Raw genomic sequence first — 26,789 nt, forward strand, 5'->3', positions numbered from 1 at the left:
ACTATGGCTTTAGATTCAAAAGTACCAAAAGGTCCAATTAAAGATAAATGGACTGATTATAAAAATCATATAGAATTAGTAAACCCTGCCAACAAGCGTAATATTGATGTTATTGTTGTAGGTACAGGTTTAGCTGGTGGTTCTGCTTCTGCAACATTAGCAGAATTAGGCTACAACGTAAAAGCATTTGCTTATCAAGATTCTCCAAGAAGAGCGCATTCAATTGCGGCACAAGGAGGTATTAACGCTGCAAAAAACTATCAAGGAGATGGAGATTCTACTTACAGATTATTTTACGATACTGTAAAAGGTGGAGATTATCGTTCTCGTGAAGCAAACGTTTATCGTTTAGCAGAGGTTTCTGCAAATATTATAGATCAATGTGTAGCACAAGGTGTTCCTTTTGCACGTGATTATGGTGGATTGTTAGACAATCGTTCTTTTGGTGGAGTTTTAGTTTCTAGAACTTTTTATGCCAAAGGACAAACAGGGCAACAATTATTATTAGGAGCATATTCTGCAATGAATAGACAAATTGCTCGTGGTAAAATAGAAATGTTTAACAGACATGAAATGTTAGATGTTGTAGTTGTTGATGGAAAAGCTAGAGGTATTATTGCACGTAATTTAATTACAGGAGAAATTGAAAGACATTCTGCACACGCAGTGGTTATTGCTTCTGGAGGTTACGGAAATGTATATTTCTTATCTACCAATGCAATGGGTTCTAATGTAACTGCTGGATGGAAAATTCACAAAAAAGGAGCACATTTTGCAAATCCTTGTTACACACAAATTCACCCAACATGTATTCCTCGTTCTGGAGATTATCAATCGAAATTAACATTGATGTCAGAATCGTTAAGAAATGACGGACGAATTTGGGTTCCAAAAAAGATGGAAGATGTTTTGGCAATAAGAGAAGGTAAGAAAAAACCTACTGATTTGTCTGAAGAAGAAAGAGATTATTATTTAGAAAGACGTTACCCAGCTTTTGGTAATTTAGTACCACGTGATGTTGCATCTAGAGCAGCAAAAGAACGTTGTGATGCTGGGTTTGGTGTAAATGCAACTGGTGAAGCAGTGTATTTAGATTTTAAATCTGCTATTACTAGATATGGAACAGAGCAAGCTAAAATTCAAAATATAGAAAATCCTTCTGATGCTAAAATTTATGAGTTAGGGCAAGCAATTGTTGAAGCAAAATATGGAAACCTATTTCAGATGTACGAAAAAATTGTAGATCAAGATCCATACAAAACACCAATGATGATTTATCCTGCCGTTCACTACACAATGGGTGGTGTTTGGGTTGATTATAATTTAATGACAACCATTCCTGGATGTTATTGTATTGGAGAAGCAAATTTCTCTGATCATGGAGCAAACAGATTAGGAGCATCAGCATTAATGCAAGGTTTGGCTGACGGATATTTTGTGTTACCATATACAATTGGAGATTATTTATCAAACGATATTCGTACAGGAAAAATATCAACAGATAGCCCAGAATTTGAAGCCGCTGAAAAAGAAGTTACAGAAAGAATTAATTTCTTTGTGAATAATAAAGGAACAAAATCTGTAGATTATTTCCACAAGAAATTAGGAAAAGTAATGTGGGACAAAGCAGGAATGTCTAGAAACGCAAAAGGTTTAAAGGAAGCTATGGCTGAAATTAAAGCTATTAGAGAAGAATTTTGGAAAGAAGTTTCTGTGCCAGGTGGAGCAAATGAATTAAACCCTGAATTAGAAAAAGCAGGTAGAGTTGCAGATTTCTTAGAGTTAGGAGAATTGTTTGCAAAAGATGCCTTAGTAAGAGAAGAATCTTGTGGAGGTCATTTTAGAGAAGAATCTGCAGAAGAAGATGGACCACAAAAAGGAGAAGCAAAACGTAATGATAAAGACTTTGCGTATGTAGCTGCTTGGGAATATAAAGGAGAACCTGCAGATGCAGTTTTACATAAAGAAGAATTAGAGTTTAACGATATTGAGCTAAAACAACGTTCTTATAAGTAAATAGGCAAAAGCGAATAGCGAAAAAAGGGTGAGCGTTGTAAAATCATACAAAGAGTTAATTGTTTGGCAAAAGTCAATGAAATAAGTAACTTTAATTTATGATTTAACAAAACCCTTTCCTGATGATGAAAGATTTGGTTTAACAAGTCAAATGAGACGATGTGCTATTTCTGTTCCATCAAATATAGCTGAAGGTTGGGGAAGAATGTCAAGAAAAAATTACATTCAATTTTTAAGAATCTCTAGAGGCTCTTTATTTGAATTAGAAACACAACTAATAATAACAAAAGAATTAAAATACAGTAATAATAGTGAATCAGTAGAAAGTTTAATTATTGAGGTTAGCAAAATGCTAAACTCATTAATTAAAAAATTAGAAGAAAAAGTATGATACTTTTCGCTTTTCGCTAAAAAACTAATACCTATTTATATGAATTTAACACTTAAAATTTGGAGACAAAAGGACGCAAGTTCAAAAGGTCAGATGGTTGATTATAAAGTGACTGAAATTTCAGAACATATGTCTTTTTTAGAAATGATGGATGTTTTAAATGAACAGTTAGTAAATTCTGGTGAAGAGCCAGTTGCTTTTGATCATGATTGTAGAGAAGGTATTTGTGGTATGTGTTCTATGTATATTAATGGAGAGGCACATGGACCTGATAGAGGTGTAACAACTTGTCAGTTACACATGCGTATGTTTAAAGATGGTGATACAATTACAATTGAGCCATTTAGAGCAGCAGCATTTCCTGTTTTAAAAGATTTAGTTGTAGACAGAAGTTCTTTTGATAGAATACAGCATGCAGGTGGTTATATATCTGTAAATACATCTGGTAACACACAAGATGCAAACTCAATTCCTATTTCTAAACACGCTGCTGATGAAGCTATGGATGCAGCAACTTGTATTGGTTGTGGAGCTTGTGTAGCTACTTGTAAAAATTCATCAGCAATGTTATTTGTGGGTGCAAAAGTATCTCAATATGCATTATTACCACAAGGGCAAGTAGAAGCTGCAGACAGGGTTAGAAACATGGTTGCACAAATGGATTTAGAAGGTTTTGGAAACTGTACAAATACAGGAGCTTGTGAGGTTGAATGCCCGAAAGGAATATCATTAGACAACATTGCAAGAATGAATAGAGAATTAATGAAAGCGTCTATTTAAAACGTCTTTGCGAGGAGGAACGATGACGAAGCAATCTGTTGATTTAAAATCAGAATATTAGTTCGAGTAATTTTACTTTTTAGTAAAGTTGTATAGAGAATATATAAAAAACCCAAAACTAAATTTAGTTTTGGGTTTATTGTTTTATAAAATTAAAGACTATTTAAAATCTTTAAAAAATTCTTTAGGTGAAATATCTAATTTTTCTAAAATTTGAAACAATCTAAAAGTATCTAATTTAGTTTTACCAGTTTCTACTTTAAAATAACCTGTATAGCCTATATCTATTAAATCAGCTAAATCCATTTGAGATAAACCTTGTTGATTTCTGAGTTTTATAATTTTTGTTAAAACTGCCTTTCTATAATTTTCAATTTTTTCTTTTTCTTTCAAGACTTTATTTTAAAAAAATAAAAGTACTATAAAAACATTAATTTAAACTTTCCATTTTGGCTTAACTATTTATAGGGAGTTGATTTTAATCCCTATTTATAGTTAGGTCAAAACAGGAATGGATTTGTTTTTTTTAATGATAACTTTTTCTGAAATTTGAAAAATAAAGAAGTTGCTATGAAAAAGAATACTTCTCTTAAAAAACCGTTTTTTTATACTAAATTTTATTAGTAACAATTAAGTAGTTTTCAATAATTGTTAACTAAGAAATTTCTTAAAAGAATTTTCCAAAAAAATTAAAATGAAACATATATCAAAAATAGCTTTTGCTATAATCTTAAGTTTAACATTCTTTGCTTGTAATGAAAGTGATACTAATACGGGGGAGGATATTCAAAATACCAGTCAAGAAATATTTGCTTCAAAAACTATTGAAATTTTTGAAGAACTAACAACTGAATATTTTCCAAAAGAAGATGTTAATTTTGTTGTTTACAAAGATAAAAATGGCTTTTTAATGGCAAAATATGAGTTAATTGGAACAACAAAAAAAGAAGTGCAAATGGGTTCATTTGCAAAGACAGAAAGAAGAGGAGATGGTGGTACCACTTGTGAGGGAAAATGGTCTTGCGGAAAAGCAATTTACAAGTGTTTAGAGAATGACCAAGACGCCTTAATCTCTGAAGGTGCTTGTACCGGTAGAACAGCATATTGTGTTACCTGCCAAGATCCTAAATAAAAATTTGGATATATACGTGGCATAACACGGTAAATAAAAATAGCAGAAAAGTACAAACTACAAAGTTTCCACTTTTCTACTATCTTTATTACTAAACTGAAAGTAATTGTATTTTTTCTTTCAAGACTTTATTTTAAAAAAATAAAAATACTACAAAAACATTAATTTAAACTTTCCATTTTGGCTTAACTATTTATAGGGGGTTGGTTTTAATCCCTATAAATAGTTAGGTCAAAACAGGAATGGATTTGTTTTTTTTAATGATAACTTTTTCTGAAATTTGAAAAATGAAAGAAGTTGCTATGAAAAAGAATTCTTCTCTTAAAAACATCATTTTAATTATTTTGAATTTTATCAGTAATACTTGAATAAGTGATAATTTTTGATTTAGGTTTTAAAAAAGAAATGTCTAACTAATAATTTATTATTGGGTATAGACTTTTTTTGTGGTTTATATGGCTCATAAAAAGGCGGAATTGAATACTCAAAAATGAAAATTAATAACTAAATTTAAACAATTTATGAAAAACAAAAAAATTAATTTTATCAAACTAAGAATTCTATTCTTTGGAATTTCTCTCTTATTATGGAATTGTAATAATGAAGAAAGTGAGGTTACTATTAAAAATTCAGAACAAAATTCGACCTTTCAAATGTCATTTGAAAAAAACCTAAATTTAACTGAGGATATTATTATTTATGATTTAAAAATACCAATACAAAAAACATCATTACAGAAAAATAAAAGAACAGCTTTTTCTAAAACTAAAAATAATTTTGAAGTTATTACAAATTCTGTCTCTAAAATAAAAACTGAAAATTATCAAGCCTTTACATTTCCTGTAAAAAATAGTTCTTCGGAATTTGATCTACAAAATTTTGTTGCTATCAAAAATAATGACGGAACTATTGAATATTTATTAATAAATTACATAAAAAATATAACCAAAAATTCTCACTTTCCATATCATATTAAATATGAAAAATTAGATAGTAATTTAAATTATTTAGATGAAAAGTATTTATATAAAAGTGAAGAAGATGGAGATAATCATTCAAACAATGATGAAGAAAGAGAATGTTATAAAATTGAATTCTTACCCTGTGGTTGTGGTGGAAAAGCAAATGGGCACCCTCCTTCTGGACCTGCTTGTTGCGCAGGAAGCCCTGCTGTTCTTGTAAAAACTGATTGTGATGATGTTGGTGGCGATGGTGGATCTATAGATTTCGAAGAACCTCCTTGTACTGAATGCGCTGTTGACCCTGATGGAAATGCCCCAGTAGTTGTAAGTCCTGAAGGTAATTGGGTAAGTACTAATAATGGTAATTCTGGTACCACAGTAGAACATTACATTTACGAAGGAGATGAAGAATGTCTTGCTGACGGTTCTTGTACACCTCCTTTATATATTCCTTTAGTTAGTGAACAAACTTTAGAACAAAAATTAAAATTATCATCTGAAGAACATAATTGGTTAAATAATTCGGAAAATTATGAAATTAAAACTGAAATCGAAGAATTTATAGAAAATAACAATTCTGAAGAAGCTGAAAAATTTGCAAAAAACATTATTAATTTAGGCACAGATTTAGGTAGTTTTAATACAGAAATAAATTCTACAACATTTGATACACTAAATAACCCGTGGTTAGATATTTTAAGAGAGTATGCAAAACGACTAGAACAATTAAAAGATGAAATTCCACAAATTTTATGGGATAAAATGAACGAATATCTTGACAGGCAACTTATAACTGCATTAACTAAAACTGCATTTAAATTTAATCCTGACGCTGATACTACCAAAGAATCTAACAAACAGCACGAATTTGAAAATGATGGAAAAAGAAGTGTTGGAATTTTACTTTATGAATTTGCTAACGGTGAAGGATTAGATGAAAGAGAATTTACAGATGGAGATTTTTGGGATAAATTCTTTGAAGGTGATAGAAAAGCTAAAATTAAGGCGGATTTTGAAAGTGTTTTAATTAAAGAAAGTTTAACTTTTAATCAATTTGTTGCCAATGGTACTTTTCTTGAAAGTAGTTACAAATTTAGTCCTGACCATGCAGGTGTTTTAGAATCTTTTGAAGAACATAAAAATGCTAATTGGGTTCAGTTTTTTGTAGGGGGCTCAAGTATTGAATATAGACCATCTTCTCAAAGTGGATATATTAATGTGAAATTAATTAATCCAACTAGTAGACACTCTTTATTACTTCATATAGGTGACAATTACAATAGACATTCACAAGAAACAGTTCCCCTTTCAACTATCACTCAATATTTTTATATAAAAATAAAAATTAATTAAAAATGAAAAAATTATTAGTGTTAATAATCATTATTTTGGTATTGAGTACATGCAAATATTTTAGAGGAGATAATTGTAATAATACAATGCCAATAGTTGGTACATATGAAAATATCTATGATAAAAAAGCTGAAAATATTTTAATCATTAAAAATGATGGAACTTTTGAGCAATTTTTCAAAAAAGAAGATGTTTTAAAAAAAAACAGCGGAACTTGGAAGTTTTTCAAAGAAAGTTGTAATATACGTTTTAAGAATCTAAAATTACTTCATGATTTATCGACATCAAATAGTAAGTTTTTTAAAAAATCTGGTACATACAGATTAAATAATATAGTTTTTGTAGAGGGATTGAGCTATGAATTTAATTATTATAGAACAGATTAAAAAACACAAACAACAACACGGTATATAAAAAATAGCAGAAAAGTACAAACTACAAAGTTTCCACTTTTCTGCTATCTTTATTACTAAACTGAAAGTAATTGTATTTTTTCTTTCAAGATTTTATTTTAAAAAAATAAAAATACTACAAAAACATTAATTTAAACTTTCCATTTTGGCTTAACTATTTATAGGGGGTTGGTTTTAATCCCTATAAATAGTTAGGTCAAAACAGGAATGGATTTGTTTTTTTTAATGATAACTTTTTCTGAAATTTGAAAAATGAAAGAAGTTGCTATGAAAAAGAATACTTCTCTTAAAAACATCATTTTTTTATGCTGAACTCGTTTCAGTAACAATGAAGCAATTTTTCAATAAAAGAAAATCCTCATCAAAGATTATCACTTATTCAAGTATTACTAATGAATAAGTGATAATCTTTGATGTAGGTTTTAAACAAGAAATATCTAACTAAGAATTTATTATGTTTAATATTGAGTAAAATTTGTAGAGTTTAATTGTTTTATTAAATAATTATTTCCTCCCAAAATCTGCAGGAATTTCTCCCCAAGCTTTCGTTTCCCATTTTAAGATTGGGTTTTTATACGTGTTTTCTTTGAGCCAATTTTCAGCTCTTCTTATCAATTCTAATAAATCTTTATTAGTAGCATCAAAATGTAAATTAGTTTTACATTTTTTTTGTTTTATCCAACTCATAGCAATTTTGGAATCAGAATAAATAGGAACATCTTCTTTATTTTTACTTTTAAGAAGGGCAATTCCATGCACTAAAGCCAAAAACTCACCAATATTATTAGTTCCTTTTTTAAAAGGCCCTTTGATAAAAATTTGTTGTTTATTGTGTGTTAAAACACCTCTATATTCCATTTTTCCAGGATTACCACTACAAGCAGCATCTACAGATATACTTTCTAAATTTGGTGACCCATACTTAGCTTTTTCAGCAGAAGATAAAGTTGGTTTCTTGGTATTTTTCCCTTTATAATCTTCATATTTTTTAGTGGCTGCAATTTCAGCTTCATCTAAATTTGTAAAAGATTTGTACTGTGCACCTTCAAAACCATCAATTTGTTTTTTACAAGCATTCCAAGAAGTAAAAACGCCCGTTTTTCTTCCGTTCCAAACCACATAGAATTTTTTTTTACTCATTTGTTTCCATAATTACCTCTTCAATAATTCTTGGAAAATAACGCTGCTCTAATTCATGAATTTTAGCAGCAATAGTTTTTGGAGTATCCTCAGTTGTAAGCTGCGTTTTTGCTTGATAAATTATGGCACCTTCATCATAATTTTCATTTACATAATGAATGGTAATACCTGTTTCTGTTTCATTATTTTCTTTAACAGCGTTATGTACATGCATGCCATACATACCTTTACCACCATATTTTGGTAATAAAGCAGGATGAATATTTATAATTTTATTTGGAAACGCTTTTATAATTTTTTCAGGAATTTTCCATAAAAAACCCGCTAAAATAATGTAATCTGCCTGTTCTTTTAAGAGATTTAAAATAGTATCTTCTTTTAAAAAATCAGTTCTATTGAAATGTAAACAACTGATATTTAAATTTTTACATCTATCAAATACTTTGGCATGCTCATTGTTACACAACACTTGAGTAACTTTAGCTATTTTAGTGTGATTAAAAAACTTAATAATATTCTCTGCGTTCGTTCCAGAACCAGATGCAAAAACAACAATTCGCTTCATAACTACATTTCTAGATTACAAAAAAAAGAATAATTATTAACAAAGTGGTATTAAATGAATAGAGATTCAATAAAATTATTTATTTTAGATATCATTTTACGGGTAAAAATTAGTTATAATTAATAAGATTTGTATTTTTGCCCCGATTTAAAATTTAAAATTAAAAAATTATGTCAGACATTGCATCAAGAGTAAAAGCGATTATCGTAGACAAATTAGGAGTTGACGATAACGAAGTAACAACAGAAGCTAGCTTCACAAACGATTTAGGAGCAGATTCTTTAGATACTGTTGAGTTAATTATGGAATTCGAAAAAGAATTTGATATTCAAATTCCAGATGATCAAGCTGAAAACATCGGTACAGTTGGTCAAGCAGTTAGCTATATAGAAGAAGCAAAAAAGTAATATTTATATGCAATTAAAACGAGTAGTAGTAACTGGACTTGGAGCATTAACGCCAATAGGAAACAATATTGAAGAATATTGGAACGCATTAGTTAACGGAGTTAGCGGAGCTGCTCCTATAACGCATTTTGACGCTTCCAAGTCCAAAACTCGTTTTGCTTGTGAAGTAAAAAACTTTAATCCTACAGATTTTATCAATAGAAAGGATGCTCGTAAAATGGATAAATTTGCGCAATATGCAATGGTAGCTTCAGATGAAGCAATTGCAGATTCGAATTTAGATTTAGATACCATTAATAAATTACGAGTAGGTGTTATCTGGGGTGCAGGAATTGGTGGTTTAGAAACCTTACAGACAGAAGTTTTAAACTTTGCCAAAGGTGATGGAACACCAAAATTTAATCCTTTCTTTATTCCAAAAATGATTGCAGATATTGCACCTGGAAACATTTCTATAAAACATGGTTTTATGGGACCAAATTATACAACGGTTTCTGCTTGTGCATCTTCTGCAAATGCAATGATAGATGCTCTAAGTTATATAAGACTAGGGTATTGCGATGTAATTGTTACTGGAGGTAGTGAGGCCACCGTTACAGTTGCAGGCGTTGGTGGTTTTAATGCTATGCATGCTTTATCAACAAGAAATGAAAGCCCAGAAACTGCCTCAAGACCATTTGATGTAACTAGAGAAGGTTTTGTTTTAGGAGAAGGAGCTGGTGCACTTGTTTTAGAGGAATATGAACACGCCAAAGCAAGAGGCGCTAAAATTTATGCAGAAGTAATTGGTGGAGGTATGTCATCTGACGCACATCATATTACAGCACCACATCCAGAAGGAATTGGAGTTATTGCTGTAATGAAAAATTGTTTAGAAAATGCTGGTATTAAACCAGAAGATGTAGATCATATTAATACACATGGTACTTCTACTCCGCTTGGAGATGTAGCAGAATTAAAAGCGATTTCAGCAGTTTTTGGAGATCATGCCAAGAATATTAATATTAACTCTACAAAATCAATGACAGGTCATTTATTAGGTGCAGCAGGAGCAGTAGAATCTATTGCCTCTATATTAGCCATGAAACATGGTATTGTACCACCTACAATAAATCATACTACTATTGATGAAAATATAAACCCAGAATTAAACTTAACTTTAAATAAGCCTCAAAAAAGGGAAATTAAAGTAGCTATGAGTAATACTTTTGGTTTTGGAGGCCATAATGCATGTGTTGCCTTTAAAAAACTGGAAGAATAGTTTATATGAGCTTTATTCAAAAAATAGTAAACCCAACTTCTATTGAAAATAAACAATTAAAGCTCGAATTAAAAAATCTTCTAAATTTTACTCCAAAAAAAATAAATTACTACAAAAAAGCATTTACACATAGATCTGTGCAAATGATTGATAAAAATGGAATTCCTATTAATTATGAACGCTTAGAGTTCTTAGGAGATTCTATTTTAGGGTCTGTAATTGCTGCTTATTTATTTAAAAAAGTACCAACTGGATCAGAAGGTTATTTAACTCAAATGCGCTCTAAAGTTGTTAGTAGAGAGCATTTAAATAAACTAGGTAAAGATTTAAATTTAATTCGTTTTGTAAAAAGTAATATCGATGAATTTAATATTGGAGAAAATATTCATGGCAATATTTTTGAAGCTTTAATTGGTGCTATTTATTTAGATAAAGGGTATAACTTTTGCCAAAAATTTATACATAGTAATGTTATTGTGCCTTATGTTGATATTAAAAAAATGGAAGGCAAAATTACTAGTTATAAAGGGGTTATAATTGAGTGGTGCCAAAAACAAAAGAAAAAATACAAGTTTGAAACCTATGAAGACTCTGGTAATGAGCCTATAAAACACTTTAGTGTTAAGATTATGATAGATGGAGTACAGATTGCAAAAGGTAGAGCAACATCAAAAAAGAAAGCCGAAGAACAGGCATCAAAAAGAGTTTATTACACTTTCCAAAATGAAATATCTATAGGGTAAACTACGATAACGTTTTCGTTAATATCCGCTGAAAACTCATAAACTATTAGTAATTTAGCAAATTATAATTAGTTAATAATTTATGCAAATTCACTCTTTAGGCTTAGATGATTTTTCTGAAGATGAATATTCTTTAATAGGAATTCATACTACTTTAGAAGATTATAAATTAGCTTATTTATTGAATAAGAATTTACAAACTGGTTTTTATAAATTTAAAGAGAATTTAAAGTTTGAAACTTTGCAAGAAAAAGCATCGTTTTCAATTTTTAACTACTCGAGTAAGAAGTATGATTTCGATTGGTTTTTAATTGCAAATAGTTTTAAAAGAGAAAATCAAACTGTTTCTAATGAACTGCTTTTAACATCAGAAACAAAAACATATTTAATTCCAGAAAAGAAAAAAGTAGATTTTTTTATTAAAATATCTGGAGATGCACAGTATGATTTTGTATCTGAAACTGTAGAAAAAATAAAAAAAATAGATCAAGTAATAACATCTTATTTGATTGATAAAAACACATTAAAATCGAAAGATTTTTTAATATTTTAAGTATGCCAAATAATAGTAAAACAAAAATAGTTGCAACATTAGGACCAGCTACAGATAAAAAAGAAACGTTAGTAAAGCTAGCTAAAGCTGGGGTTAATGTTTTTAGAATTAATTTTTCTCATGCAGATTACGATGATGTAAAAAGAAAAGTGAAAACCATAAGAGAGATTAATGAAGAAAATGGGTTTAATGTTGCCATTTTAGCTGATTTACAAGGTCCAAAATTAAGAGTTGGAGTTATGGAAGAGGGCGTGATTTTAGAAGATGGACAAACTTTTAAATTTACTACTGAAAAATGTATTGGTACAAAAGAAAAAGCTTTTATGACTTATCAGCGTTTTCCAAAAGATGTAAAAGCTGGAGAACAAATATTGGTAGATGATGGTAAACTTTTATTTGAAGTTGTATCAACAAATAAAGAAAATGAAGTTATTGTTAATGTAATAGTTGGTGGGCCTTTAAATTCTAAAAAAGGAGTGAATTTGCCAAATACAGCAATATCTTTACCAGCATTAACAGAAAAAGATAAAGAAGATGCAGTTTTTGCATTAGGATTAGATATAGATTGGATGGCATTATCTTTTGTAAGAACTCCAGAAGATTTAAGAATGTTGCGCGATTTGATTGCTGAACATTCAGAATACAGAGTTCCAGTAATTGCAAAAATAGAAAAGCCAGAAGCAGTTAAAAATTTAGATGCTTTAATTCCTTATTGTGATGGATTAATGGTTGCCCGTGGAGATTTAGGTGTTGAAATTCCAATGCAAGAAGTTCCGTTAATTCAAAAGAAAATAGTTAGAAGAGCAAAAAGAGCAAGAATTCCTGTAATTATTGCTACTCAAATGATGGAAACTATGATTGAAAACTCTGTTCCAACAAGAGCAGAAGTTAATGATGTAGCAAATTCTATTATGGATGGAGCAGATGCTGTAATGCTTTCTGGAGAAACTTCTGTTGGAAAACACCCAGAAAGAGTAATTAAAAAAATGACTGAAATTATTAAAAGTGTCGAAAACTCTAGAATGATTAAAGTTCCTATTGAACCGCCACATATTAGAACTAATAGATTTATTACAAAATCTGTTTGTCATCACGCAGCTTTAATGTCAAATGATACCAATGCTGCGGCAATTTCTACACTAACAAATAGTGGTTATACAGCATTTCAAATTTCTGCTTGGAGACCAAGAACACACGTTTTAGCTTTTTCTACTGATAAAAGAATTTTAGGAAAATTAAATTTATTATGGGGAGTTAGAGCTTTTTATTATGATAAAAATTTATCTACAGATGATACTGTTGATGATGTAAATAGAATAGCAAAAAGTAAAGGCTTTATAAAATCTGGAGATATTGTTATAAATCTTGCTTCAATGCCAGCAGAGGCTAGAGGAATGGTAAATACATTACGTGTAACAGAAATAGATTAATTTATTAATCTTAAATTACAAAAAAAGTCTTCGTTTTACGAAGACTTTTTTTGTAAAACATTATTTACTGTTTCGAAAATTAAATTATTTTCAAAACCTTTTCTCATTAAAAAATCAATCAGTTTTTTCTTCCTTTTGTAAATATTTGACTCAGAAATTACAACATTTCTGTTTTCTGTAATTTTATAAATAGTAACAATATATTCTTCATCGTCAATTTCTTTTAAAGCTGTTTTAATATTGTAAGCAGAAATATCTTTAAACTTTAGTTCTCTTACAATACGTTGTTTTCCCCAATTTTTAATTCTGAATTTACCCCTAGCAAAACTCTTAGAAAAACGTTCTTCGTTTAAAAAATTATCTTTCATTAAGCTTAACAAAATGAGTTCTCTAGCTTCAGGAATTAAATTAAATTCCTTCATTTTTTGTTCCACTTCTTTATGACATCGATCTTGATAAACACAATAGTTTTCTAGCTTTCGCTTTATTTCATCAACCGTAAAAGATTTTTTCTTTTTTTCAAACATTACCCAAAAATACAAAAAGGGTTGAAATCATTATGATTTCAACCCTTTTCTAGTTAACAAATTTTGTTTATTTCTAATCTTGTAGAATAAAATCAATTAGATTTGATTTTTCTCATCCAATCTTTGATCCATATTAAAAACAAGTTCAGCTTTTTTTTCTTGTTGATGAGGTAATTGTCCTTTAATTCTCATTTTAAACTTGGTAATTAAAAAGAACAAAATAGGTACAACAATCAAGGTTAAGAAAGTTGCAATTAGCAAACCATATATAACTGTTTTTGCTAAAGGCCCCCAGAAAACAACATTATCTCCACCCATATAAATGTGCGCGTTAAACTCACTAAATAAGGTAAAAAAGTTAATATTTAAACCAATTGCTAGTGGAATTAACCCTAAAATAGTAGTAATTGCTGTTAATAAAACAGGGCGTAAACGAGCTTTACCAGCTTTTACAACAGTTTCGTATAAGCTATCTAAAGGCAAATAATTTTTTTCAGAAATTCCGTCTTTAATTTTTCTTCTATTGATTAATAATTCTGCATAATCTAGTAGAACAACTCCATTATTTACTACAATTCCTGCCAAAGAAATTATACCAACCATGGTCATCATAATTACAAAAGAAGCACCTGTTATTACCAATCCTCCAAAGACACCAATAAAACTTAAAAAGATGGCCAACATGATAATTCCTGGTTTAGAAACCGAGTTAAATTGGAAAATCAAAATGAAGAAAATTAACATTAATCCTGTAAAAAAAGCACCCATTAAAAAAGCCATTTGCTTGTTTTGTTCTTCAATTTGACCTGTGTAATCAATTTTAATTCCTTTTGGTAAATTGTTAAAACTCTTCATAGAATTTTGAATTCTTGCTACCACAGCACCTGCATCTGTTTCTCCCGGAGAAAGCGCAGAATATATAGTTACAACTCTTTTTACATTGTTATGTTTTATCGCGCTAAAACCAGAACTATTGGTTTGAGAGGCTACTGCAGAAACAGGAATTTCTTTTATTTTACCAGTAGCTTGATCTCTAAATGTTATTTTCTGATTAAAAACAGCACTTTTATCATATCTATGGTCTTTATTAAAACGAACGTAAATATCATAATCCTCACCATTTTCTTTATAAATTCCTGCTTTATTTCCAAAAACGGCAGCTCTTAATTGTTGACCAACTTGCCCTGTGCTAACGCCTAATTCCCCTGCTTTTTTACGATCAACTAAAACCTGCATTCCAGGTTTAGATTTGTTTACATCAATTTTTAATTCATCAACACCAGAAATACTTTGCGTGTTTAAATAATCGCGCATTCTTTCAGCTGTAAAAATTAATTCTTCATAATCTTCTCCATTCAATTCGATGTTAATTGGAGGTCCTACAGGAGGTCCATTTGCATCTTTTTCTACCGAAATTAAAACCCCAGGATAAATACCAACAAGGGCAGCTTGTACTTTTTGACGTAAAATTTCACTGTCTTCTCCTCGTCTGTATTTATATTCACGCATAGAAGCAGTAATTTTACCTTTGTGTGGCATTTCTGCAGATGAACCTCCATCTGTTTGCGGATTTCCTGCTCCTTCACCAACTTGAGAAACGGTGCTTTCTACCATAAAATTATACCCATTATCTGTGTACATATCTTGGTTTAAAACGCCAGTAACTTTCTGTTCTATCTCTTTGGTAATTTGGTTTGTTTTCTCAATATCTGTTCCTTCAGGATATTCTATATAAACAATAATTTGATTTGGTTTATTATCAGGAAAAAATTCAATTTTTGTTCTTTGCTCTCCAACAGACCAACCAAAACCTGCAAATGCAACAAATAATAAAATAAAAGTTCCTATTACTAAAACATAAGGAGTCCAACCAGAAAGAGCTCTTTTTAATTGTTTTCCATACCAGTTTTCTAGTATAACTAAAGTATTTTTCTGAAAGTAATTTGCAGCTTTTCTTAACACTAATCTATATACCCATAGCATAATCGCTGTGAATAAAATTAAAGTTCCTAGGGCATTGTATGTTCCTCCAAAAAAGAAAATTAACAAACCAACAACAGCCATAATACTGGTTAATTTAATAATGCTTTTTAACGGCATATCTTTATCTTCTGTACTCATAAATTGAGAAACCAAAACAGAGTTAAAGAAAATTGCTACAAATAAAGACGAACCTAAAACAATAGATAAAGTAATAGGTAAAATAACCATAAATTGCCCCATTATTCCTGGCCAAAGACCTAAAGGAATAAAGGCAGCAACTGTTGTTGCAGTAGAAATGATAATAGGAAAAGCAATTTCTCCAATCCCTTTTTTGGCGGCTTCAACTCTAGTCATCCCTTCTTCATCCATTAAACGATACACGTTTTCTACAACCACAATTCCATTATCAACTAACATTCCAAGTCCCATAATTAAACCAAAAAGCACCATAGTGTTTAAGGTGTAACCCATTGCCCCTAATATCATTAGCGACATAAACATAGACATTGGTATTGCAAAACCAACGAAAATTGCATTTTTAAATCCTAAGAAAAACATTAAAACAATAACTACTAAAATAACACCAAAAATGATGTTATTTACCAAATCGTCTACTTGACCAATTGTTTTTGGAGATTGATCATTAGTAATGGTAACTCCTAAATCTGAAGGAAAATAATCTTTTTTAGCATCTGCTACAATTACACCAATTTTATCAGCAGCGGCAACCATGTTTTCGCCAGATCTTTTCTTAACATCTAGCATTACAACTGCTTCACCATTTTCTCTTGCGTACGTTGTTTTGTCTTTATCTTTAAAATAAATTTGAGCTACATCTTTTAAGTAAATAGGGTTTTGGTTTTCTGATTTGATAACAAAATCTCCTAAATCTGAAGGTTTATCAATTTCTCCAATAATTCTAATGGTTCTTCTCTGCTGGCTTGTAATAAAATTACCAGCAGACATAGTAACATTACCTCGATTGATGGCATTTGTAATATCATCAAAACTTACTTTTGCAGCCATCATTTTGTAAATATCTACTGCAACTTCAATTTCTTTGTCTTGAGCTCCACGAATATCTACTTTTTTAATTTCGGTTAAATCTTCAATTTCATCTTGTAAATACTCTCCATATTCTTTTAGTTTTGCAACTGGGTAATTTCCAGAAATATTGATATTTAAAATCGGAATTTCTTCAGACATACTTAGCTCAAAAATATTAGGGGTAACTTTTGCTCCATTAAAAGTTGGCCAATCTTCACCAGCTGTTTCTTGATCTATTTCGTCTTTTACTTTCTGCTTTGCTTTATTTACATCAATGCTTTCATCAAATTCTACAGTAATAATAGAATAATCTTCTTGAGATGTTGATGTAATTTTAACAACATTACTTACCGATTTTAGTTTGTCTTCTAATGGGTTTGTAATCAGTTTTTCAATATCTTCTGCAGTATTTCCTGGATATACAGAGCTAATGTAAATTTTGGTTTCATTTATTTCAGGAAAATTTTCTCTAGGCATGGTAAAATATGCCGAAATTCCTAAATAAAGAATTAAAAACATTAAGACATAAATAGTAGTTTTATTATTTATTGCCCAAGAAGAAAGTTTAAATTCTTTATCTACTTGTTTGTTTTTCTTAGCCATTTTTCTACTTTTTATTGATCACTTTTACAACCTGACCATTATTAACACTTCTTGCTCCTTCTACAATTATTTCTGCATCTGTAGCAAGGTTTTTAGTAACTTCTATAAAGTCTCCTTGCGTTTTTCCTGTTTCAATGATTAGTCTTTCTGCAAGAGCTTCATTATTGTCTTTTTTATTTTTTACGATATAAATAAACTGCTCTCCATTTGCATTTTCTGATATGATACTTTGTGGAATTAAAATGGCATTTTCATTTGTATAATCGTTCAATTTTAACCTTGCTGTTAAGTTTGGTTTTACTTTTCCTTTTAAATTAGGAACACCAATTTCAATTTTAAAAGATCTATTACTAGGGTTGATAAAATTACCAACTTGTCTAATTTTAGAAGCTACAGTTTCTCCAAGAATAGGAAAATTTACTTCTACAGATTTGTTTTTTGTGATACTACCAATGTAATTTTCTGGTACTTCAGTTTCAATATACATGTTAGATAGGTTTACAATTCTAAAAATTTCTGCTCCCATTCCTGGAGCAACAACAGTTCCTTTTTCTTTAAAAACATCATCAATAATTCCAGAAAAAGGAGCTCTAATGGTAGCTTTACCTAACTGGCTTTTTAATTGGTTTACGGCGCTATTTTGAGTTTCATAAGTTGCTTTGGCTTGTAAAAACTGAATTTCTGACCCAATTTTTTGATTCCACAATCTTTGTTGACGCTCAAACGTTGTTTTTGCTAATTGTGCATTTATTTTTAATTGTGCTAATTGTTGAGATAAACCTCCATCGTTAATTTTTGCTAAAACTTGACCTTTACTAACTTTTTGCCCTTCTTTTACAAAAACACTTTCTAAAATTCCTTGCATTTCTGGATATACCAAAACATTTTGTTTTGTTTGCACATTACCTTGTAGTTCAATAAAATGAGTGAAAACTTCTTCTTTTACTGCAAAAGTTGTAATTAATGGTATGTTTTTGTTTTCGTCTAAATTATCTAATTTATCGTTTATTTTTTTTAAGTCAGAAGATAATGCTTGTTGTTTTGCATCAATTTCTGCTTTTTTAGATTTTATTTGAGCAATATCATTTGTTGCTAAAACTTCATCTACAGTTTGTACTTTTTTATCTCCACAAGAAAATAAAATTAGTGTTACTAGTATTAGTGAATATATTTTTTTCATCTCTTGTTTAATTATTTTATTGGAATATTTAATGCGTTTTCTAAAGCTGCTTTTGTTGCAATAATATTTAACATTGCTTGTGTGTATGCAGTTTGTTGTGTGTATAACTGGTTTTGAGCTTGTAATAAATCGAAATTTGTTGTTAAACCTTCATCAAATTTTACTTGTTGTTTCTTTTCAATTCTTTCAGCTAAGTTTAAATTTTTCTTTGCAGTTTGATAATTATCGATACTTAATTGATAATCGCTTTTTGCATTTTCTGCTGCTAAACTTAAACGTTGTTTTGTTTCCTCTAAACGGATGTCTGCAGTTTCTAAAGCAATTTTTGCTTGTGCAGTTCTTGCACTTCTTTTAAAGCTACTAAAAATGGGTATATTTAAACTTACGCCAAAAAGAGAAGAATTAAACCACTCTTGATCACTGTTAAAAAAAGTAAATGTATTAGAGTTTGCAGTTGTACCATAATTTAAATATGCACTTAAACTTGGTAAAGCTTTACTTTGTTCTAGCCTCATTAAAAGATGTTTGCTTCTTCTATCGTTTTTTGCAATTTTAAAATCTATATGGTTGTCTAAAACAAAATTTCCACCAAGTAAATTTAAATCTGTATTTGTTAAAATTAAACCATCTAAAGTATCTGTTAAAATAAGTTTTGTGTTGATATTATTTCCTAAAGAAATATTTAATAATTTGTAAGCAATGTCTTTTAATCTTTTAGATGCTTTAATGTTGTTGTTGATGTTTCCTTTAATAATTTCAAACTGTTCTACATCTTCCAATTCAGATAAACCATTTTCATATCCAATTTTTGCACTTTTTAGAATTCTATCATTAACTTCTTTATTTCTTTCTAAAATTTCTATGTTTTTTTCAATTACTAAAACATTTCCATAAGCGTTAATTACAGTTTCTCTTGTAGTTAATGCTGTTTTTTCTTTAGCTTGTTCAGAAATTTGTAAATAGGTTTTAGCAGATTCTAAACCTACTAAATAAGAGCCATCAAATAATAATTGAGTTAAAGTTGCAGTTGCATTTAAGTTCTGTTTTGTACCAAAAACAAACGGTTCATTTATTCCATCACCATCAAAATCTAAGATTGTTACTTGTTGTTTTAACCAATTTTGATAATCTACACTAGCACTTATTTGAGGTAAACCAATAGTTGTTGTTTCCCATTTTACTTTTTTTGCAGCTTTAATATCATTAGCTGCAACTTTGGTGTTATAGCTATTTTTTAGTGCGTATTTTACTGCTTCGTTTAAAGAAAGTTCTATTGTTTTTTCTTGCGCTTTTACAGTACATGTAAAAACAAAAAAACAAATTATGTATATATACTTTTTCATTTATAACTGATTGTTTTTTAATTGATTTTCTAACTCTTTTAATCCTTTTTCTGTGGCAATTGCTCTTGTATGATACACTAAAGCCTCTTGTTCTAATTTTGGAATTTTATGATTTTCTACCGTATTTTCATGAACACTGAAAACTAATGTAAAATAAAATTGTGTTGCAGATTCTATATTAATATCACTTCTATAAAAACCTTCTTCTATGCCTTTTGTTAAGTTATTTTTCAAACATTCAGAAAACATTACAATTTCTTTTTGCATTGTTTTTTGATGAATTTTTGGGTAATATTTTTTTAACTGATAAATAGGCGAGGAAGATGCGTTTTGAAACATTTCTTTAAACATTTTTTTAACTTCAAAATTCTCTTTTATTGCATTAAAATTTTGATTTATAATCATGTTTATAACCATAAAACATGAATCATGCATAGTTGTTATAGTGTCTTCAACCAATGAAACTTTGTTACTAAAATATTTGTATAAAGTTTTTTTAGAAATGCCTAAATCATTTGCAATATCATCCATGGTTACACTCTTAAAACCTAGTTTTAAGAATAATTCACTTGCCTTTTCTATAATTTTTTCTTTCATCTTTCGATTGCAAAAATACGTAAGGAAACTTTAAAAACAAAAAAAGTTTCCAAAGTTTTAGTATTTTTTTTAGCATTTACCTTTAAAAGAAGAAATTCTTTACATTATTTTTACAAAAAAATACAGATTTGGACATTTTACATTATCAACAAGAATTTTTAGATTATTTGAAATCTAAAAACTGGATTAAAGAGCCTAAAAACTTATATGAACCTGTAGATTATATTTTACAATTAGGTGGTAAAAGAATACGCCCAATTTTAACATTGATGGCTGCAGATATTTTTTCTGATAATTATAAAAAAGCAATGCCAGCAGCTTTGGCTGTTGAGGTTTTTCATAATTTTACATTGGTACATGATGATATTATGGATGATGCTCCTTTACGAAGAGGTAAGCAAACTGTACATGAAAAATGGGATTTGAACAGAGGTATTCTTTCAGGTGATGTTATGCTCATTTTAGCCTATCAATATTTTGAAAACTATGAGCCAATTGTTTTTCAAAAACTGGCAAAATTATTCAGTAAAACTGCTTTAGAAGTTTGTGATGGGCAACAATTAGATGTCGATTTTGAAACTAGAAATGATGTTACTATTGATGAATATATTAATATGATTCGTTTAAAAACATCTGTTTTGGTTGCGGCAGCATTAAAAATGGGAGCAATTGTAGCAGAAACTGATGCTAAAAATGCCGACTTAATTTATGATTTTGGATTGAACCTAGGATTGGCTTTTCAGTTACAAGATGATTATTTAGATACTTTTGGAGATCCTGAAACTTTTGGAAAACAAATTGCTGGAGATATTATTGAAAATAAAAAAACATATTTATACCTTAAAGCTTTAGAGGTTGCAAATACAGAAGATAAAAATAAGTTACAGTTTTTTTATAACCAGAAATTAGAAGATAATTCAATAAAAATTGCTGAAGTAACTAGAATTTTTGAGCAAAACGATATTCCAAGTTTTGTAAAAGAATTAATAGAATATTATACACAAAAATCTTTCGATACTTTATCTTATATGGATATTACTGAGGCTAATAAGGAAAGTTTAAAAAGTTTTGGTTTATGGTTAATGAATAGAACCGTATAATTATTTAATTTTTTTTGCAAATTATTTAAAAATAATAGTACATTTGCAGCCTAAATTATAGGTCCTATAGCTCAGTTGGTTAGAGCACCTGACTCATAATCAGGTGGTCCGAGGTTCGAGTCCTCGTGGGACCACAAATAATTTATAGCCTTTCAAGAAATTGAAAGGCTTTTTTTGTGCCCAATAAAAAAACCAATGCGAAAGCATTGGTTTTAATTTTTTACAATTTGGTAGATTAGAACCATAACAGAATAAGTTTAAGACACATTACCAAATTCTTACTCTATCTTCTGGTTTTAAATACATTTTATCACCTTCTTTTACATTAAAAGCTTTGTAAAAAGCGTCTACGTTTTTTAAAGGCATATAAGCTCTATACATTCCAGGTGCATGTGTATTGGTCATAATTAAGTTTTTTAAAGCTTCATCTCGCATTTTGGTTCTCCAGATTGTTCCCCAAGAAAGGAAAAAACGTTGCTCTGGAGTGTAACCATCTATATCAGCTGGACGACCATTTTTGTTTAAAAAGATTTGTAAACCTTCATACGCAGCTTGTACACCACCTAAATCTCCAATGTTTTCACCTAATGTATATTCGCCATTTAAGTGTAAGCTATCTATAGCTACAATATCACTATATTGTTTTATAAGTTTACTACCTACTTCTTTAAACTTTTCTGAGTCTTCATCTGTCCACCAGTTTTTTAAGTTACCATCACCATCAAAACGAGATCCAGAATCATCAAAACTATGAGATATTTCATGACCAATTACAGCGCCAATTCCTCCATAATTTACAGCTTCATCAGCTTTGTAATCATAAAATGGAGGTTGTAAAATTGCAGCAGGAAAAACAATCTCGTTATTTACAGGATTAAAGTAAGCATTTACTGTTTGTGGAGACATTCCCCACTCTGTTCTGTCTACTTCTTTACCTAATTTAGCCATATTTTTATCATAGTTCCATTTTGTAACGTTAATAGCATTTTCAAAATATGTACCTCCTTCTTTTAATCCTTTAACTTGTAATTCAGAGTAGTCTTTCCATTTATCTGGATAGGCAATTTTTACAGTTAATTTGTGTAATTTTTCTAAAGATTTTTCTTTTGTTTCCTCACTCATCCAAGGTAATTGTGCAATACGTTTTTCGAAACCTAGCATTACATTATCAATCATTTCTTTGGCTTTCTTTTTAGCTTCTGGCGGAAATTTAGCATCTACGTATAATTTACCCAACGCTTCACCAACAGCACCATTTAAGTTACTTAGAGCACGTTCATCTCTTGGGCGCTGTGCTTTTGCTCCACGCATTTCTTTACTATAAAACTCCCAATTAGCTTTTTCTAAATCTGTAGATAATAGGCTTAAAGAAGTATTAATTGTATTCCAACGTAATAATAGTTTAATATCTTTTACAGAACTTGTTTTAAAAATGTTGTTCATGGCTTTAAAATAGCCAGGATCTGTAACAATAACTCTATCAATATCTTTTACACCAATTCCTGTTAAATGCGCTTTCCAATCAATAGCAGGAGCCAATTTAGTAAGTTCTGCTACGCTCATTGGATTGTACATTTTACGAGTATCTCTACTTTCTTCTTTGGTCATCATTGGTGCCGCCAAGCTAGCTTCAAAAGCAACTATTGTAGCCGCATTTTTTTTAGCAGCTGCTTCATCATCACCAAATTCTTGTAACATTTTTGCTACAAATTCTTCATATTTTTCTAGTTTATCTTTTACTTTATCATCTACATAATAATCTCTAGACAAACCTAATCCGCCAGGAAACATATAACCTGCATTAACACTACTGTTTTTTAAATCATTAAAAACACCAAAGCCATACAATCCACCGCCTCCATAAGGCGCCATGTTTGTAATATAATTTTCAATGTCTTTTTTTGTTATTAGTTCATCAATTTTTGAAAGAAAAGGCATTACTGGAGTTTTGCCTTGTTTATCTCTAGAAACAGTGTCCATAATACTTTCGTAATAGTTTACTGCTTTTTCTTGGTCTGAATCTATCTCATTTCCTTGAGCGTCTTTTACTTTTGGAAAATCCCTTTCTTCAATAGCTTTGTTTAAGATAGTTAAAACATCTGCATCTGTTTTTTTACGAAGTTGATTAAAACCTCCCCAAGAAGTTTGATCGTCTGGAATTTCTGTTTTATCTAACCATGTTCCGTTTACATGTCTAAAAAAATCATCTGTAGGTTTTACAGTTTTATCCATGTTTTCTAGTGCAATTCCTGGAGCTTTTTCTTCAGTTTTTTCTTGTTTGCAAGCAACCAAACCTAAAGAGGCTATTGCAGAGACAAAAAATACTTTTTTAAGGGTTTTCATTGTTGTTTAGTTTAAAATGATTTGACTGATTAGTGTTAGAAAGTAATGATTTGTTACAAAATTAAGATTTGATTTTACTTTTAGGCGGATTTGGTAATTGATTATACCCCATATTATATAACGTAAATCCAAAAATATCTGAATATTGCTCAATGGTTTTTGAAACTGGAGTTCCTGCTCCATGACCAGCATTGGTTTCAATTCTTATTAATGTAGGATTATTTCCTGATTGTTTGTCTTGTAATTCTGCAGCAAATTTAAAACTATGTGCAGGTACAACTCTATCATCATGATCTCCTGTAGTAACCAATGTTGCAGGATATTGAACACCTTCTTTTACATTGTGTACTGGCGAATATCCTTTTAAATAAATAAACATTTCTTTGCTGTCATCTGCAGTTCCATAATCGTAAGCCCATCCTGCGCCAGCAGTAAAAGTATGATAACGCAACATGTCTAGAACACCAACTGCCGGCAAAGCAACCTTCATTAAATCTGGTCTTTGTGTCATTGTTGCGCCCACTAATAAACCTCCATTAGAGCCACCGCTTATAGCTAAATAATTGGATGATGTGTAATTATTTTCAATTAAATATTCTGCTGCAGCAATAAAATCGTCAAAAACATTTTGTTTTTTTAGTTGTGTTCCTGCATCGTGCCATTTTTTTCCATACTCTCCACCTCCACGTAAATTAGGCACAGCGTAAACACCACCTTGCTCCATCCAAACAGCATTTGTAATTCTAAAACTAGGTGTTAAGCTTACATTAAAACCACCATAGCCATATAAAATGGTTGGATTTTTTCCATTCAATTCTATACCTTTTTTATGCGTGATAATCATTGGAATTTTTGTGCCATCTTTAGAATTGTAAAAAACTTGTTTGCTTTCATAATCATCAGCATTAAATGCAATAGAAGGTTTCCAATAAGAAATATACGATCCGTCTTTTGGGTTTAATTTATACAAAGATCCAGGAGTGCTATAATTTGTAAAAGAAAAATACAATTCTGTAGCGTCTGTTTTTCCGCCAAAACCATTAGCAGAACCTACTCCTGGTAATTTTACTTCTCTAATTAAATTGCCATCAAAATCGTATTGTAAAACTTTAGAAACAGCATCAACCATATATTCTGCAAAGAAATAACCAGCGCCAGTTGAAGGGCTTAAAACATTTTCTGTTTCTGGAATAAAATCTTTCCAGTTTTCTTTTGTAGGATTGGCAGCATCTACTGTTACTATTTTTTGATTTGGTGCATTTAAATTGGTAACTAAATATAATTTACTACCTCTATTATCAATTACATAAGAATCGCTTTTTACATCATCTAATATTGTAATTAAAGGGCTGTTTTCTTTTGATAAATCTTTGATATATAATTTATTACCTGATGTGGAAACAGATGCTGTAATAATTAAATAACGGTTGTCATCTGTTAAATAACCACCAACATATCTGTGTTTTTCTGATGGAATTCCGCCAAAAATAACTTTGTCTTCTTTTTGAGAAGTTCCTAATTTATGATAGTATAATTTGTGTTGGTCTGTTTTTGCAGATAATTCACTTCCTTTAGGTTTATCATAACTAGAGTAATAAAAACCTTCGTTTTTGTACCAAGAAATTCCAGAGAATTTTACATCAACTAAAGTATCTTCTTTAACGGTTTTAGATTGGGCATCTAGCACAATAATTTTTCTCCAATCAGAACCTCCTTCGGAAATTGAATACGCAGCTGTTTTACCATTTTCAGAAAAACTTAAAGAACCCAAAGAAGTAGTTGCATCATCTGAAAAAGTATTTGGATCTAAAAAAACTTCAGGTTCTGTATTGTCTTTTTTACGATAAACTACATATTGATTTTGCAAACCATCATTTTTATAAAAATATGTGTAATCTCCTTCTATAAAAGGTCTTCCTACTTTTTCATAATTCCAAAGTTCTGTTAATCTGTTTTTTAATTGTTCTCTGTATGGAATTTTACTCAAATAATCGAAAGTAACTTCGTTTTCAGCTTTTACCCAAGTTTCAGTTTCTTCACTTTTATCATCTTCTAACCATCTATAATTGTCAGTTACTGTTGTTCCAAAAATAGTATCTATTACTGGTTTTTTTGTGGTTTCTGGGTAATTCACGTTAATATTTCTTTGTTTTACTTCTTCTTTACAAGAAGTGAAAACTAAACTTGCAAAAAGAATTGGAATAATTATTTGTTTGTACATCATAAAAAGAACTTTGGTTATGCTCTCAAAATTAACAGTTATCTTACATATTTATAGTATTTTAACATTTTTTAACGTTTGAATTTGAGAATTGTAAGTAAAACGTAATTTTTAAAAAATTATACGACTATTTTTACATAATGATGCTGAAATAAATTCAGTAAAATAAATTTTAAATAATGACAGAAAATTTAACTAAAGCTACCTTTTTAGAAAAGGTTTTTAATTTTGAAAAAAACAAAGAATGGTCTTTTGAAGGCAACAAACCAGCATTAATAGATTTTTATGCAGATTGGTGCGGACCTTGTAAGTCTTTAGCGCCTGTTTTAGAGCAATTGTCTGATGAGTATGAAGGTAAAATAGATATTTATAAAATTGATACTGAAGCAGAACAAGAATTATCTGCTGCATTTGGTATTAGAAGCATTCCGTCAATGTTGTTTTGTCCTGCAGAGGGTCAGCCACAAATGGCAAATGGAGCTTTACCAAAAGCAGAATTAGAACGCATAATTGCAGATGTTTTAAAGGTAGAAAAATAGTACTTAATACTTATTAAAGAACAATAAAAAGAATCCTGAAATTAATTTTTCAGGATTTTTTTATCTAAAAAATATACATAAGTATTTTATACATAAGAAAATTATGTATATTTGATGCGTTTCGTACAAACATATAATCGATTATTTATTTAAAAAAAAC

General features: G+C 29.8%; 23 protein-coding genes and 1 tRNA gene. 14 read left to right on the forward strand and 10 right to left on the reverse strand.

Annotation, left to right across the window (positions count from 1 at the left end):
- The first annotated feature begins 3 nt into the window (after window positions 1-3).
- The 3 genes from Q0733_RS04700 (at window position 4) to Q0733_RS04710 (ending at window position 3,187) form a co-directional block, all read left to right on the forward strand.
- Window positions 4-2,016 carry a fumarate reductase/succinate dehydrogenase flavoprotein subunit gene (locus Q0733_RS04700; protein ID WP_298779558.1) on the forward strand — a complete coding sequence of 671 codons (2,013 nt, stop codon included), beginning with the start codon at window positions 4-6 and terminating at the stop codon, window positions 2,014-2,016.
- 94 nt (window positions 2,017-2,110) lie between these two features.
- Complete coding sequence (locus tag Q0733_RS04705) at window positions 2,111-2,407, forward strand: four helix bundle protein (RefSeq protein ID WP_298779918.1); 297 nt, start codon at window positions 2,111-2,113, stop codon at window positions 2,405-2,407.
- Window positions 2,408-2,446: 39 nt separating this feature from the next.
- The gene (locus tag Q0733_RS04710; protein ID WP_298779561.1) at window positions 2,447-3,187 is read left to right on the forward strand and encodes a succinate dehydrogenase/fumarate reductase iron-sulfur subunit; all 741 of its coding nucleotides are present in this window, start codon (window positions 2,447-2,449) and stop codon (window positions 3,185-3,187) included.
- Between the two features lie 159 nt (window positions 3,188-3,346).
- Here Q0733_RS04710 and Q0733_RS04715 read toward each other — a convergent pair whose 3' ends face one another.
- Entirely contained in the window at window positions 3,347-3,580 is a 234-nt protein-coding gene (locus Q0733_RS04715; protein ID WP_298779563.1) for a helix-turn-helix domain-containing protein, read from the reverse strand.
- 301 nt (window positions 3,581-3,881) lie between these two features.
- Here Q0733_RS04715 and Q0733_RS04720 point away from each other — a divergent pair, with 301 nt between their 5' ends.
- The 3 genes from Q0733_RS04720 (at window position 3,882) to Q0733_RS04730 (ending at window position 7,020) form a co-directional block, all read left to right on the forward strand.
- Window positions 3,882-4,319, forward strand: a complete 438-nt coding sequence (locus tag Q0733_RS04720; RefSeq protein ID WP_298779565.1) for a hypothetical protein — start codon at window positions 3,882-3,884, stop codon at window positions 4,317-4,319.
- A gap of 521 nt (window positions 4,320-4,840) precedes the next feature.
- Window positions 4,841-6,634 carry a hypothetical protein gene (locus Q0733_RS04725; RefSeq protein WP_298779567.1) on the forward strand — a complete coding sequence of 598 codons (1,794 nt, stop codon included), beginning with the start codon at window positions 4,841-4,843 and terminating at the stop codon, window positions 6,632-6,634.
- A gap of 2 nt (window positions 6,635-6,636) precedes the next feature.
- Entirely contained in the window at window positions 6,637-7,020 is a 384-nt protein-coding gene (locus tag Q0733_RS04730) for a hypothetical protein (RefSeq protein ID WP_298779570.1), read from the forward strand.
- A 531-nt stretch (window positions 7,021-7,551) separates the two neighbouring features.
- Here Q0733_RS04730 and Q0733_RS04735 read toward each other — a convergent pair.
- Window positions 7,552-8,187 (reverse strand): ribonuclease H family protein, encoded by a 636-nt coding sequence (locus tag Q0733_RS04735; protein ID WP_298779572.1) that lies wholly within the window; start codon window positions 8,185-8,187, stop codon window positions 7,552-7,554.
- Complete coding sequence (locus tag Q0733_RS04740) at window positions 8,180-8,752, reverse strand: phosphoribosylglycinamide formyltransferase (RefSeq protein WP_298779574.1); 573 nt, start codon at window positions 8,750-8,752, stop codon at window positions 8,180-8,182. Before Q0733_RS04740 ends, Q0733_RS04735 begins: the two co-directional genes overlap by 8 nt.
- A gap of 170 nt (window positions 8,753-8,922) precedes the next feature.
- Here Q0733_RS04740 and Q0733_RS04745 point away from each other — a divergent pair, with 170 nt between their 5' ends.
- The 5 genes from Q0733_RS04745 (at window position 8,923) to pyk (ending at window position 13,146) form a co-directional block, all read left to right on the forward strand.
- Window positions 8,923-9,159 carry an acyl carrier protein gene (locus Q0733_RS04745; RefSeq protein ID WP_004569249.1) on the forward strand — a complete coding sequence of 79 codons (237 nt, stop codon included), beginning with the start codon at window positions 8,923-8,925 and terminating at the stop codon, window positions 9,157-9,159.
- A gap of 7 nt (window positions 9,160-9,166) precedes the next feature.
- Window positions 9,167-10,420 carry a beta-ketoacyl-ACP synthase II gene (gene fabF, locus Q0733_RS04750; RefSeq protein ID WP_298779577.1) on the forward strand — a complete coding sequence of 418 codons (1,254 nt, stop codon included), beginning with the start codon at window positions 9,167-9,169 and terminating at the stop codon, window positions 10,418-10,420.
- Window positions 10,421-10,425: 5 nt separating this feature from the next.
- Window positions 10,426-11,163: a ribonuclease III gene (gene rnc, locus Q0733_RS04755; RefSeq protein WP_298779580.1), complete on the forward strand. Its 738-nt coding sequence runs from the start codon at window positions 10,426-10,428 to the stop codon at window positions 11,161-11,163.
- A gap of 82 nt (window positions 11,164-11,245) precedes the next feature.
- Complete coding sequence (locus tag Q0733_RS04760; protein ID WP_298779583.1) at window positions 11,246-11,716, forward strand: IPExxxVDY family protein; 471 nt, start codon at window positions 11,246-11,248, stop codon at window positions 11,714-11,716.
- A gap of 2 nt (window positions 11,717-11,718) precedes the next feature.
- Entirely contained in the window at window positions 11,719-13,146 is a 1,428-nt protein-coding gene (gene pyk, locus Q0733_RS04765) for a pyruvate kinase (RefSeq protein WP_298779585.1), read from the forward strand.
- A 35-nt stretch (window positions 13,147-13,181) separates the two neighbouring features.
- Here the strand turns inward: pyk and Q0733_RS04770 are convergent, their stop codons facing one another.
- The 5 genes from Q0733_RS04770 to Q0733_RS04790 all read right to left on the reverse strand — a co-directional run bounded on the left by Q0733_RS04770 (window position 13,182) and on the right by Q0733_RS04790 (window position 20,426).
- Complete coding sequence (locus Q0733_RS04770; RefSeq protein ID WP_298779588.1) at window positions 13,182-13,673, reverse strand: regulatory protein RecX; 492 nt, start codon at window positions 13,671-13,673, stop codon at window positions 13,182-13,184.
- Between the two features lie 96 nt (window positions 13,674-13,769).
- Entirely contained in the window at window positions 13,770-17,306 is a 3,537-nt protein-coding gene (locus Q0733_RS04775) for an efflux RND transporter permease subunit (protein ID WP_298779591.1), read from the reverse strand.
- A gap of 4 nt (window positions 17,307-17,310) precedes the next feature.
- A complete protein-coding gene (locus Q0733_RS04780) occupies window positions 17,311-18,486 on the reverse strand; it encodes an efflux RND transporter periplasmic adaptor subunit (RefSeq protein WP_298779594.1) in 1,176 nt (391 codons plus the stop codon).
- 11 nt (window positions 18,487-18,497) lie between these two features.
- Window positions 18,498-19,829, reverse strand: coding sequence for a TolC family protein (locus tag Q0733_RS04785; RefSeq protein ID WP_298779597.1), 1,332 nt, complete (start codon window positions 19,827-19,829; stop codon window positions 18,498-18,500).
- Window positions 19,830-20,426 (reverse strand): TetR/AcrR family transcriptional regulator, encoded by a 597-nt coding sequence (locus Q0733_RS04790; RefSeq protein WP_298779599.1) that lies wholly within the window; start codon window positions 20,424-20,426, stop codon window positions 19,830-19,832. It lies immediately after the preceding gene.
- 128 nt (window positions 20,427-20,554) lie between these two features.
- Between Q0733_RS04790 and Q0733_RS04795 the strand changes: the two genes are divergently transcribed.
- Window positions 20,555-21,526, forward strand: a complete 972-nt coding sequence (locus Q0733_RS04795) for a polyprenyl synthetase family protein (protein ID WP_298779602.1) — start codon at window positions 20,555-20,557, stop codon at window positions 21,524-21,526.
- Window positions 21,527-21,586: 60 nt separating this feature from the next.
- Window positions 21,587-21,660, forward strand: a tRNA-Ile gene (locus tag Q0733_RS04800).
- Window positions 21,661-21,793: 133 nt separating this feature from the next.
- Here Q0733_RS04800 and Q0733_RS04805 read toward each other — a convergent pair.
- Together Q0733_RS04805 and Q0733_RS04810 are read right to left on the reverse strand one after the other, a co-directional pair.
- Window positions 21,794-23,869, reverse strand: coding sequence for a M13 family metallopeptidase (locus Q0733_RS04805; RefSeq protein WP_298779605.1), 2,076 nt, complete (start codon window positions 23,867-23,869; stop codon window positions 21,794-21,796).
- Between the two features lie 61 nt (window positions 23,870-23,930).
- Window positions 23,931-26,090 (reverse strand): prolyl oligopeptidase family serine peptidase, encoded by a 2,160-nt coding sequence (locus Q0733_RS04810; protein ID WP_298779920.1) that lies wholly within the window; start codon window positions 26,088-26,090, stop codon window positions 23,931-23,933.
- 179 nt (window positions 26,091-26,269) lie between these two features.
- On the opposite strand from Q0733_RS04810, the gene trxA reads away from it, so the two are divergent.
- On the forward strand, window positions 26,270-26,629 hold the full coding sequence (gene trxA / locus Q0733_RS04815; RefSeq protein WP_298779608.1) for a thioredoxin: 360 nt from the start codon (window positions 26,270-26,272) through the stop codon (window positions 26,627-26,629).
- Window positions 26,630-26,789 lie beyond the last annotated feature (160 nt).

It is taken from the genome of uncultured Polaribacter sp. (assembly GCF_947500975.1).
In the GTDB taxonomy this organism is placed as follows: Bacteria; Bacteroidota; Bacteroidia; order Flavobacteriales; family Flavobacteriaceae; genus Polaribacter.

Coding starts and splice junctions, on each gene's coding strand:
- Q0733_RS04700 (WP_298779558.1), top strand. CDS start 4: ATGGCTTTAGATTCAAAAGTACCAAAAGGTCCAATTAAAGATAAATGG.
- Q0733_RS04710 (WP_298779561.1), top strand. CDS start 2,447: ATGAATTTAACACTTAAAATTTGGAGACAAAAGGACGCAAGTTCAAAA.
- Q0733_RS04720 (WP_298779565.1), top strand. CDS start 3,882: ATGAAACATATATCAAAAATAGCTTTTGCTATAATCTTAAGTTTAACA.
- Q0733_RS04725 (WP_298779567.1), top strand. CDS start 4,841: ATGAAAAACAAAAAAATTAATTTTATCAAACTAAGAATTCTATTCTTT.
- Q0733_RS04730 (WP_298779570.1), top strand. CDS start 6,637: ATGAAAAAATTATTAGTGTTAATAATCATTATTTTGGTATTGAGTACA.
- Q0733_RS04735 (WP_298779572.1), bottom strand. CDS start 8,187: ATGAGTAAAAAAAAATTCTATGTGGTTTGGAACGGAAGAAAAACGGGC.
- Q0733_RS04740 (WP_298779574.1), bottom strand. CDS start 8,752: ATGAAGCGAATTGTTGTTTTTGCATCTGGTTCTGGAACGAACGCAGAG.
- Q0733_RS04745 (WP_004569249.1), top strand. CDS start 8,923: ATGTCAGACATTGCATCAAGAGTAAAAGCGATTATCGTAGACAAATTA.
- fabF (WP_298779577.1), top strand. CDS start 9,167: ATGCAATTAAAACGAGTAGTAGTAACTGGACTTGGAGCATTAACGCCA.
- rnc (WP_298779580.1), top strand. CDS start 10,426: ATGAGCTTTATTCAAAAAATAGTAAACCCAACTTCTATTGAAAATAAA.
- Q0733_RS04760 (WP_298779583.1), top strand. CDS start 11,246: ATGCAAATTCACTCTTTAGGCTTAGATGATTTTTCTGAAGATGAATAT.
- pyk (WP_298779585.1), top strand. CDS start 11,719: ATGCCAAATAATAGTAAAACAAAAATAGTTGCAACATTAGGACCAGCT.
- Q0733_RS04770 (WP_298779588.1), bottom strand. CDS start 13,673: ATGTTTGAAAAAAAGAAAAAATCTTTTACGGTTGATGAAATAAAGCGA.
- Q0733_RS04775 (WP_298779591.1), bottom strand. CDS start 17,306: ATGGCTAAGAAAAACAAACAAGTAGATAAAGAATTTAAACTTTCTTCT.
- Q0733_RS04780 (WP_298779594.1), bottom strand. CDS start 18,486: ATGAAAAAAATATATTCACTAATACTAGTAACACTAATTTTATTTTCT.
- Q0733_RS04785 (WP_298779597.1), bottom strand. CDS start 19,829: ATGAAAAAGTATATATACATAATTTGTTTTTTTGTTTTTACATGTACT.
- Q0733_RS04790 (WP_298779599.1), bottom strand. CDS start 20,426: ATGAAAGAAAAAATTATAGAAAAGGCAAGTGAATTATTCTTAAAACTA.
- Q0733_RS04805 (WP_298779605.1), bottom strand. CDS start 23,869: ATGAAAACCCTTAAAAAAGTATTTTTTGTCTCTGCAATAGCCTCTTTA.
- Q0733_RS04810 (WP_298779920.1), bottom strand. CDS start 26,090: ATGTACAAACAAATAATTATTCCAATTCTTTTTGCAAGTTTAGTTTTC.
- trxA (WP_298779608.1), top strand. CDS start 26,270: ATGACAGAAAATTTAACTAAAGCTACCTTTTTAGAAAAGGTTTTTAAT.